General features: G+C 70.5%; 15 protein-coding genes, 1 tRNA gene and 1 pseudogene. 7 read left to right on the top strand and 10 right to left on the bottom strand.

Annotated elements, in window-relative coordinates; all coding sequences use genetic code 11:
- A pseudogene (locus VP06_RS37475) lies at positions 1-200 on the top strand (lytic transglycosylase domain-containing protein); the annotation flags it as partial.
- Positions 201-237: 37 nt separating this feature from the next.
- Here the strand turns inward: VP06_RS37475 and VP06_RS29930 are convergent.
- Positions 238-477 carry a hypothetical protein gene (locus VP06_RS29930; protein WP_048467465.1) on the bottom strand — a complete coding sequence of 80 codons (240 nt, stop codon included), beginning with the start codon at positions 475-477 and terminating at the stop codon, positions 238-240.
- 153 nt (positions 478-630) lie between these two features.
- On the opposite strand from VP06_RS29930, the gene VP06_RS29935 reads away from it, so the two are divergent.
- Positions 631-942, top strand: coding sequence for a hypothetical protein (locus VP06_RS29935; protein WP_048467478.1), 312 nt, complete (start codon positions 631-633; stop codon positions 940-942).
- A gap of 189 nt (positions 943-1,131) precedes the next feature.
- On the opposite strand, the gene VP06_RS29940 is transcribed toward VP06_RS29935, so the two are convergent.
- The 7 genes from VP06_RS29940 to VP06_RS29970 all read right to left on the bottom strand — a co-directional run bounded on the left by VP06_RS29940 (position 1,132) and on the right by VP06_RS29970 (position 6,450).
- The gene (locus tag VP06_RS29940) at positions 1,132-1,776 is read right to left on the bottom strand and encodes a L,D-transpeptidase (RefSeq protein ID WP_048467466.1); all 645 of its coding nucleotides are present in this window, start codon (positions 1,774-1,776) and stop codon (positions 1,132-1,134) included.
- Between the two features lie 161 nt (positions 1,777-1,937).
- Positions 1,938-2,744, bottom strand: coding sequence for a transglutaminase-like domain-containing protein (locus VP06_RS29945; RefSeq protein ID WP_048467467.1), 807 nt, complete (start codon positions 2,742-2,744; stop codon positions 1,938-1,940).
- A 343-nt stretch (positions 2,745-3,087) separates the two neighbouring features.
- Positions 3,088-3,333 carry a hypothetical protein gene (locus VP06_RS29950; protein WP_048467468.1) on the bottom strand — a complete coding sequence of 82 codons (246 nt, stop codon included), beginning with the start codon at positions 3,331-3,333 and terminating at the stop codon, positions 3,088-3,090.
- A 158-nt stretch (positions 3,334-3,491) separates the two neighbouring features.
- Positions 3,492-4,094 (bottom strand): NepR family anti-sigma factor, encoded by a 603-nt coding sequence (locus VP06_RS29955; RefSeq protein ID WP_053082094.1) that lies wholly within the window; start codon positions 4,092-4,094, stop codon positions 3,492-3,494.
- Between the two features lie 102 nt (positions 4,095-4,196).
- Positions 4,197-5,321 carry a transglycosylase SLT domain-containing protein gene (locus VP06_RS29960; protein WP_048467469.1) on the bottom strand — a complete coding sequence of 375 codons (1,125 nt, stop codon included), beginning with the start codon at positions 5,319-5,321 and terminating at the stop codon, positions 4,197-4,199.
- A 217-nt stretch (positions 5,322-5,538) separates the two neighbouring features.
- The gene (locus VP06_RS29965; protein ID WP_048467470.1) at positions 5,539-5,763 is read right to left on the bottom strand and encodes a hypothetical protein; all 225 of its coding nucleotides are present in this window, start codon (positions 5,761-5,763) and stop codon (positions 5,539-5,541) included.
- Between the two features lie 117 nt (positions 5,764-5,880).
- Positions 5,881-6,450 (bottom strand): hypothetical protein, encoded by a 570-nt coding sequence (locus VP06_RS29970; RefSeq protein WP_048467471.1) that lies wholly within the window; start codon positions 6,448-6,450, stop codon positions 5,881-5,883.
- 331 nt (positions 6,451-6,781) lie between these two features.
- On the opposite strand from VP06_RS29970, the gene VP06_RS29975 reads away from it, so the two are divergent.
- From VP06_RS29975 to VP06_RS29985, 3 genes are all read left to right on the top strand, one after another.
- Positions 6,782-7,081 (top strand): hypothetical protein, encoded by a 300-nt coding sequence (locus VP06_RS29975; RefSeq protein ID WP_048467472.1) that lies wholly within the window; start codon positions 6,782-6,784, stop codon positions 7,079-7,081.
- A 373-nt stretch (positions 7,082-7,454) separates the two neighbouring features.
- Positions 7,455-7,742, top strand: a complete 288-nt coding sequence (locus tag VP06_RS29980; protein ID WP_048467473.1) for a hypothetical protein — start codon at positions 7,455-7,457, stop codon at positions 7,740-7,742.
- 159 nt (positions 7,743-7,901) lie between these two features.
- Positions 7,902-8,090, top strand: coding sequence for a hypothetical protein (locus VP06_RS29985; protein ID WP_048467474.1), 189 nt, complete (start codon positions 7,902-7,904; stop codon positions 8,088-8,090).
- 7 nt (positions 8,091-8,097) lie between these two features.
- Here VP06_RS29985 and VP06_RS29990 read toward each other — a convergent pair whose 3' ends face one another.
- Both VP06_RS29990 and VP06_RS29995 read right to left on the bottom strand, forming a co-directional pair.
- Positions 8,098-8,304 carry a hypothetical protein gene (locus tag VP06_RS29990; RefSeq protein WP_048467475.1) on the bottom strand — a complete coding sequence of 69 codons (207 nt, stop codon included), beginning with the start codon at positions 8,302-8,304 and terminating at the stop codon, positions 8,098-8,100.
- A 300-nt stretch (positions 8,305-8,604) separates the two neighbouring features.
- Positions 8,605-8,681: transfer RNA gene (locus VP06_RS29995), tRNA-His, on the bottom strand.
- Positions 8,682-8,863: 182 nt separating this feature from the next.
- Here VP06_RS29995 and VP06_RS30000 point away from each other — a divergent pair.
- Entirely contained in the window at positions 8,864-10,684 is a 1,821-nt protein-coding gene (locus VP06_RS30000) for a chloride channel protein (RefSeq protein WP_048467476.1), read from the top strand.
- A 63-nt stretch (positions 10,685-10,747) separates the two neighbouring features.
- Positions 10,748-11,827 carry a tartrate dehydrogenase gene (locus tag VP06_RS30005; RefSeq protein ID WP_048467477.1) on the top strand — a complete coding sequence of 360 codons (1,080 nt, stop codon included), beginning with the start codon at positions 10,748-10,750 and terminating at the stop codon, positions 11,825-11,827.
- Positions 11,828-12,128: the final 301 nt, after the last annotated feature.

A 12,128-nucleotide genomic window follows, 5' to 3' on the forward strand; every position in this document is an offset into this window, starting at 1 on the left:
GCGCCCAGCCAGCCCCCACCACGGTCGCGTCCCTCGATCCGGCCGCCGTGCCTGTGGAGCCCGAGGCCACGCCGAAGGTGCCGCTGCCGCCGCGGCGCCCGGTCGAGTTCCGGCACTTCGTCCTGCGCAAGGCTGCACCTCCCGTGCCCAAGACCGCTGCGGTGGCGCCCGAGCCGGCCGCCGCCGCGATCGGCCAGTAGGCTGTCGGGCCAGCGGCCTCGCCGCGCCGGCTGGCCGCTACAGGGCGTCCGACGCCTTGCGGCGGTTGAGCGGGCCGACGCCGACATCCATCTCGTCCAGGTCATCCCCATCCATATCGTCGCGATTCCCCGCCCGGCGGGCCGGCGGATCGACGGCGCGGAGGAGCCGGACGATCTGCATCGCCCGGTCGGCGCAGTCGGGCGAGATGCGGGCGATGTCCTCGGCGAGTTCGAGGACCGCGTCGAGGGTGCGCTGCCACTGGGCCGAGGTGGTCACGGCGATCTCCCTGGCTCGATCCCGGGGCCCGGCCTCACGGCCTGGCGAGGCCGCGATTTGCCGGGCCGGGGCGGTTCGGCTACCGATGCGGCGCCGGGGCGCCCGACGCGCGGCGTCACGCACGGTAACTCCCCGCCAGAGAGGAACGCAATGATGCGAGGGTTCGTTCGCGCCGGCCTGTCGTCGGCCGTCCTGTTGGCCACAATCCTGACCGGCACGGCCCAGGCGCAGTATTACCGGGAGGACACGCCTCCCGGCTACGGCTACGACCGGTACGAGCGTCCTGCCCCGCGGCGGGCAGTCGGTTACAATTGCGATGCGGTGCAGCGCGGCTTCACAGGCCCGCAGCCGTATTCCTGCCCGCTTCCCGGCCCACGGCCCCTCGGCGCCCGCTGCTTCTGCGACGTGCCGCTCGCAAGCTTCAGCGCGCCGCAGCCGCCGGCCCCCGGCCACGTGGTCCCCTGACCCCTGAAAAAGGGCCGCCGAGGGGCGGCCCGTCCTTGTCCCACGTCCGCCGCCGAGCGGCGGCCTGTCCTGTTGAAAAATCCGCCGCCGAACAGCGGCCTGTCCCGCCATGAGGAAAGGGCCGCCGAAGGGCGGCCCTGTCCGGGGCGTGTCGCGGAGGATCCGGGCAGCCGTCGCGCCCGGCCGGGATCAGTTCAGCACCACCACCTTGGCGCCGACCTTCACCCGCGAATACAGGTCGGTGACGTCGTCGTTGGTCATGCGGATGCAGCCGGAGGACACGGCCTGGCCGATCGTGTCGGGCTCGTTCGAGCCGTGGATGCGGTAGAGGGTGCCGCCGATATACATGGCGCGGGCGCCAAGCGGGTTGTCGATGCCGCCGGCCATGTAACGCGGAAGGTCGGGGCGGCGGGCCAGCATCTCCTTCGGGGGTGTCCAGGACGGCCATTCGCGCTTGGCGGTGATTGTCTTCGTGCCCGACCAGGTGAAGCCCGGCCGGCCGACGCCGACGCCGTAGCGCAGGGCCATGCCGTCGCCCAGCACGAGGTAGAGACGGCGCTCGGCGGTGGAGACCACGATCGTGCCCGGCGTGTAGGTGCCATTGAACGGCACCAGCTCGCGCGGGATCGGGGCGACCTGCGCCTGGTCGGTGCTGGCGGCGGCCTGGCCCTCGTAGCCCTGCATGCGGGTGGCCGGCACGGCATAGGGCTGGCTGGCGTAGTAATCCTCGCCGGGATTGGTGTCGAAGGGATCGTAAGGCGCGGCCTGGGCCGGCGCGGAGGCAAGAACGCACACGCTCAGAGCGCCCGCCAGGGCGGTAGCAAAGATCTTCATGGCCGGAGCCTTACCTCAGCAGTTACCTTTGCTGTACAATGCAGTCCCGCCGCCGTGGTTCCCGGTTGACGCGACGGTCGCCGCGGCGGGTAATACCGAGACGGGTGCAACGGTTCACGATCGGTTGAGCGATCGTGTCACATCCGAGGGGAGCCCCGCGCTTACGCCACCTGTCGGGTATGGACCTGGAAGCCGGCCAGCACGGTGGGGCCGAAATTGGTCGAGATCGCCACGTCGGTGGCGTCGCGGCCCCGGGCCATGACGATGCGGCCGATCCGCGGCCGGTTGTGGCGCGCATCGAACGTGTACCAGCGCCCGCCCAGATACACCTCGAACCAGGCCGAGAAGTCCATCGGGTCCGGCACCACCGGCACGCCGACATCGCCGAGATAGCCGGTGCAGTAGCGCGCCGGGATGTTCATGCACCGGCAGAAGGTGACGGCGAGATGCGCGAAGTCGCGGCAGACACCCTCGCGCTGGGTGTAGCCGTCGAGGGCCGAGCGGGTGGCGTCGGCGCGCTGGTAGTCGAAGCGGATGTGGTTGTGCACGTAATCGACGATGGCCTGGACCCGCGCCCAGCCCTCGGGCGTATGGCCGAAGAGCTGCCAGGCAATGTTCGACAGCTTGTCGGTGTCGCAGTAGCGGCTGCCGAGCAGGTAGACCATCACGTCGTCGGGCAGGTCCTGCACCGGGTGCTGCACCGCATTGGGCGCGTATTCGTCGGGCCAGCCACTGTCCTCAATCAGGAAATCCGCCGAGATGGTCAGCCGTCCCGGCGGTGCGACGATGCGGGTGCAGGTATTGCCGTAGCGATCGGCATAGTCGCGCGCCGGAATCGGCGGGTCGAACCGCATCGCCGGCGAGGTCACGCAATCGCCGAGCCGGGAGGGATGCACGCTGAGCATCAACAGCATCGGCGTCGGAGCCGGGGAGTCGAAGGTGATCGCGTACCCGGTCCGGATTCTCATGATGTCGCTGGCTCCTTGATGCCGCCGATGGGCTCGTGCCCCAATGATACCATAGGGAAGGTTCCGGCCCTTGGCTTCTGGACTCGACCGTCGGATGCCCGAAGAATCGGCAGGGTCTGAGCGAAGTTTCGTCGCCCTGGGCAATCCACAGCCAGGGACCGCACGCCATCGATCCCCGCCGAGCGCGAGACCGCGACCCGTCGCGTCGCCGACGGAACGGACGGGGGCCGGCCCCTAAGCAGATTTCGCCGAAGTGGTCACCGGTTCGGCGATAAAAATCTGCGATCAAACAAGAGCCTAAGCGGGCGAAGCGTTGGCCTGCCAACCCAAGCCTGCTTAGATGTCAGGAACGCCGGGCGCGGGCCTCGAAGGCGGCAGCCATCGTGTCGTCGTGGCGTCCCAGGATTTCGAGCCGCTCGGCCCGCCGGCTCTGCTCCAGGCTCTCCTCGCCCGGGCTCAGCGCGGCGAAGAGGCGAGCCTGCTCGGCCTGCTGGCGGTGGCGCTCAGCCTGTTCGCGAAAGAAGGCTGCCTGCTGGCCGGCCGTCGCGGCGACTTCCGCCCGGTAGCTGTCGCGCTGGTTCGTCGTCATCTCCAGATCCCCCGATCCGTTCGACCGATCTGCCCGGTCTGCACCTCCTGGAGGCCGCGCGGCGCTCGCCGGCGCGGCCCTCGCCTGACAATAAGGCACGATCGCCGCACCGATCAAAGCCGCCGGACGGAGATGCGACCGAGACCATGCCTCCTCTTCTACGCCACGGGCGGGCGCGGGCTGCGCGCCGCCCGCTCGGCGAGGACCAGGAGGTCGGGCGCCCGGTCAAGGGGTACCGCCTGCGGCGGCAGCAGCGCCTCCGGCACGCGGGCCTCGGGCCGGGGCGGCTGCGCCACGACGAGGTGGATGGTCGGCCAGAGCGTGGCGACGGCCCGGGCGAGCCCGGCCCCGTCGAGGGCACCGTCGCGCGCGGTCGGCAGGCCGATCAGCACCAGGGCGACCCCGCCGCCCTGACGGCGCAGGGCTTCGAGGCCAGCCTCCGGGTCGATGCAGCGGGCCGTCTCGAGGCCCGCGCGGGCGAGGAGCGCCGCGGCCTCGCCGGCGGCCGGCACGTCGCCGACCAGCAGAGCGAGCCGGCCGGCAGGAAGCCCCCCGACGGCATGCGCGCCATCGGGCCGCCGCCCGGCACGGCCGGTCTCCGGTCCGGTCCCGGCCTCGCGCCCTTCGAGCCGGCGCAAGAGCGCGCTCAGCCGCTCCGGCACCGCCTCGGCCACGAGGCCGTCATAGGCTGCCGCGAGGCCCGCCCCGAGGGCGTCCAGCGACAGGGTGGGTTTGAGTTGCGTGCCGCCCGCCGCGCCCATCGTCACCTCCTGCTCCCATCGCTTCGGTCAGGAGAATAAATCCCGAGGCGCGGCGAGGTTTCCGCAGCAGGAGGTGCGACGGCGAGGCTTTGTCGCGAACGATCAGGGGGTTGCGGCGGCGTAGGCCATCACGCCCATCAGGGCGCCGACATCGCGATAGCGGGCGCCACGGGTGCTCATCATCGCCTCGAACTTCTCGTGGACCTGCGCCACCGTGAGACTGCGGGCCTTCCGGCGCCCGACGCGCTCATAGAAGATCGGGCGGTTGGCCTTGGCGGGCTTCGGCAGCAGGGCGGCGGCCTCGGCCTTCGGCTCCTCCACCACCTTGGCCATGAAGCGCTCGGCGTCGTCCGGCCCGAGGAAATGGGCGAGATAGGTCTCGCCAAGGCTGAGGTCGCGGCCGATCCGGGCGGCGATGCGGGCCGAATCGCGCTTCAGCATCTCGCCCGCCATCAGGGCGGAGAGGGAGGGATCACGGCGCAGGTCGAGGATGCGGGCCCGCTCGGCGGGGTCAGCGACGCCGTTATCCTCGCCGATCAGCCCCGCCTCGCGGGCATAGCCGTGCTGCGCCCCGAATTCCCGCATCACCTGGAGCCAGGTGCGCTCGATGAACTGGTACAGGCCGGTCGCCGAGGAGGTCCGGGCCTGGACCTCGGTGAGGAAGCTCGATTCCTTGTCGGCGACCGCCATCAGCAGCACCGGGTCGGTCCGCACGGTGGCGGCGGCGCGCACGATGGTCTGGACGAGGTGGCGGCGGATCCGCATCGGCCCGAAGCTCAGCACCTCGTTGGGATCGCCACCGGTGCTGGCGGCGAGCAGGTCATCAGAAGAGACGCGGTCGACGCCGGCGGAGCCCAGCGCGGTGTCGAGGTCGTGGACCGGCTCGCGCAAGGGGGCCATCGAGGCGGTCTCGCGGGGAGGAGCCGGCGGGGCCTTGAGGGTCTGGATCTTGGGGCTCGGCATCACCAGGAGGTTGGCCATCATGGTGACGGCCGGGCGCGACGCGATCAGGTCGGCACCGTACTGATGCAGGAGGGCGGAGAGGCCCGCCGCGAAGCACCCCGCCGCCAGCAGCGTCCGTGCCATGCAGGGCATGCCCCCATGCGCGGCCCGGCAGTCGAGCGCCAGGGCGTCCCCGGAGAAGCCGCTCCCCACGACGACGCTCCCGTGGGCACCCGCCATGCGCAGGCCGCCCCGCTGCGCCGGTCCGTCCGCTCGACGTCGCATGTTTTGGTTCGCCCCGGTTTCCACGCCTCTGATGCGCAAGAAGCCGGCGAGATGTGGCGATATGACGGCGACGCTGGCATAGCTCAGCCGGTTCCTGCGCAAGCTTCACCGTAAGGAGCCACGAGCATTCGAGCGCCGTTACGGCCAAGCTTGACCTGCGGCAACGGACCGGGGACTGCGCCGGCCGATGCTGCGGTGCAGCGAGACGGTCCTGCGCTCAGCGGGCGGCGGGCTGGACGGCGGTGTCGCGGTCGCGCTGGCGCTTGTTCGCCTGGTGGCGGCCGACGGCGCAGCCCGCCGCAGCGCCCGCGACGGTGTGGCCGACCGCATGACCGGCGATCCCGCCGACAATCGCGCCCTTGATGCAGCCCTTCGCCTCGGCGGCCCCGGCGAAACCGGCCAGACCCAGAGCCAGAACGGTCCCGGCGATCCTCTTGCGCATGGTCATCTCCCGAACGTGACGTCATGGACGTCACGATATGACGCAAGCCGCCATTCGGTTCCGCCGCCTCTCGACCTCTGCGAAGCGGCACCGCGCGAGGACCCGGGCGCGGAGGGCTCAGGCACGGGCAAACTCATGGTAGATGTGCAGCAGGACCTCGATGGCGAGCAGGAACGCGATGACCGCGAGCAGCAACGCCAGCACGGCCTGGCCGGGGGTGTCGAACAGCGCCAGGGCCCGCAACCTCACGCTCCGCACCGCCTGCTTGGCCGGTGCGGGCAGGGGAGGGGCGGGACTCTCTGCCGCCGGCGGGTCGTCCGGTTGGTCTTCGCCGGCCTGCACTGCGAAGATCGGCCGATAGGCCCCGACCGGCACCAGGATGCGGACCGGCAGGTGCCGCCCCTCATCGGCATAGACCTCGTCGAGGACGCGGCGCAGGCGGCCGGCCTCGACCCGCACGCTCGGATCGTTGCTCGGATCGAAGCTGTCGGCCCGACCGAGGGCCTGGGTGGCGATGGTGTAGGCTTTGATGCCCTCGCCCCGCCCGGCCAGTTCCTCCTCCACGACGTAGCTCAGAAAAGCCGCCAGCTTCTGCGACCGGCGGAACGCGGGCGCACGGAGACAGCCGTCGAGGCTGCGGCGCACGGCCTCGGCCGAAACGGTCTCCGCGCTGGTCAGTTCGCTCATCTCTATCAATCCGGTCCGCCTCTCGGCGTGGGATTTCCACTACAATCTTTTACGCGAAAGATTGCTCCATACGTTATGCGTATGATCGCGCCTGATGCCATCTGGGCGACTTCACTCATGATGCGACACTCCGGTCGTGTCCACCGCCTCTGATCGTTGCGGCCGGGCGTCGCGCCGGCCGGCCGGATTGTCGTGGACCGGCAGGGTGCGACCATGGCAGCCGCCGCGCTCCCCTCCGACAATGGGTCAGGGGAGTACCGGCAGGAGGCTTAACCGATCGCTAACCATGCCCGTCGAGAATTGGGGCACCCTGACCGCACCGAGGTGCTCCATGTCGCACACTCAGACCCGCCCGCTGCCCTCGGCATTCGCGCGCTATCCGATCCCCCTCGAGCTTCTGGCCGTCCTGCACCGGGCCAGTGAGGACGACGTGGACATCCTGGTCTCGCGCATGCCGGAGACCGGACGGGCGCGGCTGGCGGCCTACTGCTCCGACAAGGATCACCTGCATCGGCTCGGCCTGCGCATCGCCGGCACCTGCGACGAAGCCACCCTGGTGCGGGTCGTTGGGGCCGATGCGGGAGCGAGCCTCTACGCCCGCTCGCACCCGGCGGATGTCGTGCCGAGCTGAAGGCCAGGGCGCCTGCCGGCCCTCCTCCCCGGCGCAGCGTGGCCGCCCAGAAAAAAGGCCGCTCTCGCGAGCGGCCCGAAGTCTAGGGAGGAAACGCCCAAAGAGGGCAGCAGGGCCGCGACGCCATCGCGACCGTGCACTGCACTTATGGGTGTGCGGCGCACAAAACGCAAGCGGCATTTTCGGTTTTACCCGCGATCGAAACGAATGGCAGCGCTTGACCCCGCCTTCGGCTTTCGGGCTGAGGTTTCGGATCGGCGCGCTCGCGAAGATCTGCGGCAACAGGCGGCCCAACCCGCCACCATCGCATGGGCCGGGAACTCGTTCGTCCTGTGGTTGTTGAGCGAAGACAACAACCCTCGGAGGAAACTCGATGACACGCTTGATCGCCCTCGGTGCCGGCCTCATCCTGCTCGCCGGGACCCTCGGTGCGGCGGCCGGGCCCTGCGCCCCCGGGCAGACCGCCCAGAAGACGATGGACAAAAGCTCGACCGTCGATCCGCCCTCCACCGCCTCGGTGACGCCCGGTGCGAAGGCCGAATCCCCCGGCACGGTCGGGGCGATGCAGAATATCGGCTCGCAGACCGCCACCTCTCCCTCGGATGTAAGCCGGCAATCGAAGGGCGAGAAGACCGCCGCGCAACAGGCCAACGACTGCTGAGGCAGCGTCCACCGACCGGCATCGACCGCACCGCAGGCTCCTTCTCGCGAGGGGCCTGCGCGTCGCGTCGTGCGGTCTGGGCGCGCCAGCGCGTCCGCATCCGCTGCACAGGCCCGACGAGGCATTATCGCCGACACGGCATCACACAGGAGGACGGAGATGGCTGACAGGACTCCCGAGCGGGCGAAGGCCCAGATCGCCTACGCGCTCCAGGCCAAGCGTGATTCCCTCGCCGCAGCCACCGATGCCCTTCGGGCATCGCCGGGGGACGGCGAGACGCAGCGCATGGTCGAGCGGCTGATGGAGGATGTCGGCCGGCTCGAGATCCAGTTGCGCGGCGCGGAGTAAGCGAGGGTCAGACCGACGGAATGCCCTTCAGGTAGCCCTTCGCCCGCAGGTAGTCCCGCAGGATAAGGCAGATTGCCTCGCCGCGGGAGAGTTGCTCGACTGCCGCGAACTCGGTCAGGGCCAGCGCGAGGCTATCCGGGATATGGAATGCCTCCTCGTCGCCCTCGCGCGGGGCATCGCCGGGCGGCAGGGGCGTCTCGGCGGCATCGGTCATCGTGCGTCTCTCCGGCCTCTTCCGCGGTATCGCCCGGCGGCGCGGATCGTTCCACTGGCGGCCATCGGCTGACCCCGATCGGCAGACCGCGCAATGGTGCCGCGGCGCCCGTCCGCGGATCAAAGGTCGTCGCCGTCCAGGTCGTCTCGCCAGCCTCAGCCCGACCTCGTCACGGCCAGGCACAGGTGCCCAGAGCTACGACGAGCGAGGCCAGTGCCGTTATAAAATTCAAAGGATGGGAGCGGATCAGCGAGAGCCGTCATGGCGCTTTGCGCCGTTGCTCCGATCCGTGAATGTCCGTGGTACCGCCACCCCGGCTCGAACGGGGGACCTCTAGATCCACAATCTAGCGCTCTAACCAACTGAGCTATGGCGGCTCGCGACGGGGGGCTGTGTAGTCCGGCCGGAGCGCCGTGGCAAGCGCCGATCGGAGGCTTTTGCCTCGGAAAGGGTGGGAATGTGCGCCGGCTACCCCCGGAATGCCGGTCGACCGGCCGGCTCCGGGGCCCTAAACCGCTGCCGGCGCCCGCCAATCCCCCCGCCAGCCCGCCCCGGTCCGATGACGCCGAAATCCGAGACGGTCCGCCGCTCCCTCACGGAAAGCGCCCTTGTGCAAGCGCCGGGAGCCTTGCGCGCCTGGGTGCGCGGCGGCGAGATCGGCCTGATCCTGCTCGCGGCCGTCGTCGGCTGCCTGTCGGGTGGGGTGGTCAGCGTCATGGGCTGGGCGGCGCAGAGCGCCCACGAATGGCTGTTCGGCCTTGGCCTCGACGAGCGCCTGAGCGCGACGCGCCACGTGCCGCCCCTGGTGGCGCTCGGCGTCCCGGCGCTGGGCGGTGCGCTGCTGGGGCTGGTGATCTGGCTCGGAGGCCGCGTGCGCCGGGTGCCGGGCAGCCCGGTGATCGACCCGATCGAGGCCAATGCGCTCCATGGCGGCCGCCTCTCGCTGCGGGATTCGGTGCTGGTCGCGGTGCAGAACCTGATCTCGAACGGCTGCGGCGCCTCCGTGGGGCTCGAGGCCGGCTACACCCAGATCTCGGCCGGGATCGCCTCGCGCCTCGGCCTCAGCTTCGAGTTGCGCCGCAACGACATGCGGGTGCTGGTGGGATGCGCCGCCGCCGCCGCCATCGCGGCGGCGTTCGGGGCGCCGCTGACGGGGGCGTTCTACGCCTTCGAGCTGATCATCGGCACCTATGCCATCGGGTCGCTGACGCCGGTCGTCACCGCGGCGCTCGCTGGCGCCTTCGTGTCGCGGGCGATCCTCGGGCACCAGACGGTCATCCCCCTCGGGCCCACCCCGCCGGTCGGCCCGGCCGACTACCTGCCGACGATCGGCCTCGGCCTGATCTGCGCCGGGCTCGGCATCCTGATCATGCAGGGGGTCACGCTGGTGGAGGAGGGGGTGCGCCGCACGAAGCTGCCGCCCCTGGCCCGGCCGGTCCTCGGCGGCCTCGCGGTCGGGGTTCTGGCCCTGGTGGCGACGCCGCAGGTGCTGTCCGCCGGCCACGGGGCGCTCCACCTCAACCTGACCGAGGACGGCGCGGCGATCGGCGCGGCCGGGCTGATCTTCCTCTTCCTCGCCAAGGCGCTCGCCTCGGCGATCTCGATCGGCACGGGCTTTCGCGGCGGGCTGTTCTTCGCCTCGCTGTTCCTCGGGGCGCTGGCCGGCAAGATCTTCGTGATGCTGGCCCCGCCGCTCGTCGCCATGGTGCTGCCGCCGGTGACCTACGCCGTGGTGGGGATGAGCGCGCTTGCCGTCGCGGTGATCGGCGGGCCGATGACGATGACGTTCCTCGCCCTGGAGGTGACCGGGGACTTTCCCATCGCGAGCCTGGTCCTGGTCGCGGTGATCGCGTCCTCGCTCACGGTGCGCAAGACCTTCGGATACTCCTTCGCGACCTGGCGCTTCCACCTGCGCGGCGAGTCGATCCGCAGCGCCCACGATGTCGGCTGGATCCGCACCCTCACGGTCGGCCAACTGATGCGCCGGGAGGTCCGCACGGTGCGCAGCGACACCACGCTCGCGGCGTTCCGGCGCGCCTTTCCCCTCGGCTCCGGCACCCAGGTCGTCGCCGTCGACGAAGCCGGGCTCTATGCCGGCATCGTGCTGGTGGCCGAGGCCCATGCCGCGCCGATCGACGACAAGGCGACCGAGACGAAGGTCTCCGACCTCCTGCGCTACCGCGACCAGGTGCTGCTGCCGCAGATGAACGCCAAGGAGGCGGTCGCCCTGTTCGACAAGGCCGAGAGCGAGGCGCTGGCGGTGGTGGAGAGCCGCGACGCCGCCCGGGTGATCGGGATCCTCAGCGAGAAGCACACCCTCAAGCGCTACAGCGACGAGCTCGACCGCCAGCGCAGGGCGAGCGTCGGAGAGGTGGCGTGAACGGCGATTGACCGATCCCGCCCGATGCGCGACGCGGAGGGGCCATAACAGGAGGAGAAGCCCATGCCGTCAGCAAAACGCCAATACCGCATCGCCGTGATCCCCGGGGACGGCATCGGCAAGGAGACGGTGCCGGAAGGCGTGCGGGTGCTGGAGCAGGCCGCCAAGCGCCACGGCTTCACGCTGCACCAGGACTGGTTCGACTTCTCGTCCTACGACTACTACGCCAAGCACGGCCGCATGATGCCGGAGGACTGGAAGACGCAGATCGGCGGACACGACGCGATCTTCTTCGGCGCGGTCGGCTGGCCGGAAAAAATCCCGGACCACGTCTCGCTGTGGAACTCGCTGATCCTGTTCCGGCGCGAGTTCGACCAGTACATCAACCTGCGCCCGGTGCGGCTGATGCCCGGCGTGCCGTGCCCGCTCGCCGGCCGCAAGCCCGGCGACATCGATTTCTGGGTCGTGCGCGAGAACACCGAGGGCGAGTATTCGTCGGTCGGCGGCCGGATGTTCCAGGGCACCGACCGCGAATTCGCCGTGCAGGAATCGGTCTTCACCCGCCGCGGGGTCGACCGGGTGCTGACCTTCGCCTTCGACCTCGCGCAATCGCGGCCGAAGAAGCACCTGACCTCGGCCACCAAGTCCAACGGCATCTCGATCACCATGCCGTACTGGGACGAGCGGGTCGAGGCGATGGCGCGCCACTATCCCGACGTCGCCTGGGACAAGTACCACATCGACATCCTGACGGCGCATTTCGTGCTGCACCCGGACTGGTTCGACGTGGTAGTGGCCTCGAACCTGTTCGGCGACATCCTGTCGGATCTCGGCCCGGCCTGCACCGGCACGATCGGCATCGCGCCGTCCGGCAACATCAACCCGGAGCGGGATTTCCCGTCGCTGTTCGAGCCGGTCCACGGCTCGGCGCCGGACATTGCCGGCCAGGGCATCGCCAATCCGATCGGCCAGATCTGGTCCGGCGCGATGATGCTGGAGCATCTCGGGGAAAAGGACGCCGCGGCCGAGATCGTCGCCGGCATCGAGCGGGTTCTCGCCGAGCGCACCCTGCGGACCCGCGACCTCGGCGGCAACGCCGACACGGCGGCCTGCGGCCAGGCCGTGGCGGACGCGATCGGCTGAGACCGGGCCGCCCGGACCGGGAGCCCGCCCTGCCGGTCCGGGCGCTGACGGAACCAATCTCTACACCTCTCCGTTGCGGCCGGGCACTACAGCAACCCACGCCCTCGGCCGCGCGGGTGTGGTGTCGGGAGAGGGATCACATGAGCAAGCTGATTGGCGGCAAGGCGCTCCGCGGAACGATGACGGCGGCCGTGCTGGTGCTCGGTGCGGCCACGGCCTTCGCGCAAGGCGGCGCAGGCGGTGCCGGGGGCGGTGGTGCAGGAGCCGGCGGTGCCGGGGGCGGTGGTGCAGGAGCCGGCGG

This window comes from Methylobacterium aquaticum (genome assembly GCF_001043915.1).
Taxonomy (GTDB): domain Bacteria; phylum Pseudomonadota; class Alphaproteobacteria; order Rhizobiales; family Beijerinckiaceae; genus Methylobacterium; species Methylobacterium aquaticum.

Coding starts and splice junctions, on each gene's coding strand:
- VP06_RS29935 (WP_048467478.1), top strand. CDS start 631: ATGCGAGGGTTCGTTCGCGCCGGCCTGTCGTCGGCCGTCCTGTTGGCC.
- VP06_RS29940 (WP_048467466.1), bottom strand. CDS start 1,776: ATGAAGATCTTTGCTACCGCCCTGGCGGGCGCTCTGAGCGTGTGCGTT.
- VP06_RS29945 (WP_048467467.1), bottom strand. CDS start 2,744: ATGAGAATCCGGACCGGGTACGCGATCACCTTCGACTCCCCGGCTCCG.
- VP06_RS29950 (WP_048467468.1), bottom strand. CDS start 3,333: ATGACGACGAACCAGCGCGACAGCTACCGGGCGGAAGTCGCCGCGACG.
- VP06_RS29955 (WP_053082094.1), bottom strand. CDS start 4,094: ATGGGCGCGGCGGGCGGCACGCAACTCAAACCCACCCTGTCGCTGGAC.
- VP06_RS29960 (WP_048467469.1), bottom strand. CDS start 5,321: ATGCGACGTCGAGCGGACGGACCGGCGCAGCGGGGCGGCCTGCGCATG.
- VP06_RS29965 (WP_048467470.1), bottom strand. CDS start 5,763: ATGCGCAAGAGGATCGCCGGGACCGTTCTGGCTCTGGGTCTGGCCGGT.
- VP06_RS29970 (WP_048467471.1), bottom strand. CDS start 6,450: ATGAGCGAACTGACCAGCGCGGAGACCGTTTCGGCCGAGGCCGTGCGC.
- VP06_RS29975 (WP_048467472.1), top strand. CDS start 6,782: ATGTCGCACACTCAGACCCGCCCGCTGCCCTCGGCATTCGCGCGCTAT.
- VP06_RS29980 (WP_048467473.1), top strand. CDS start 7,455: ATGACACGCTTGATCGCCCTCGGTGCCGGCCTCATCCTGCTCGCCGGG.
- VP06_RS29985 (WP_048467474.1), top strand. CDS start 7,902: ATGGCTGACAGGACTCCCGAGCGGGCGAAGGCCCAGATCGCCTACGCG.
- VP06_RS29990 (WP_048467475.1), bottom strand. CDS start 8,304: ATGACCGATGCCGCCGAGACGCCCCTGCCGCCCGGCGATGCCCCGCGC.
- VP06_RS30000 (WP_048467476.1), top strand. CDS start 8,864: ATGACGCCGAAATCCGAGACGGTCCGCCGCTCCCTCACGGAAAGCGCC.
- VP06_RS30005 (WP_048467477.1), top strand. CDS start 10,748: ATGCCGTCAGCAAAACGCCAATACCGCATCGCCGTGATCCCCGGGGAC.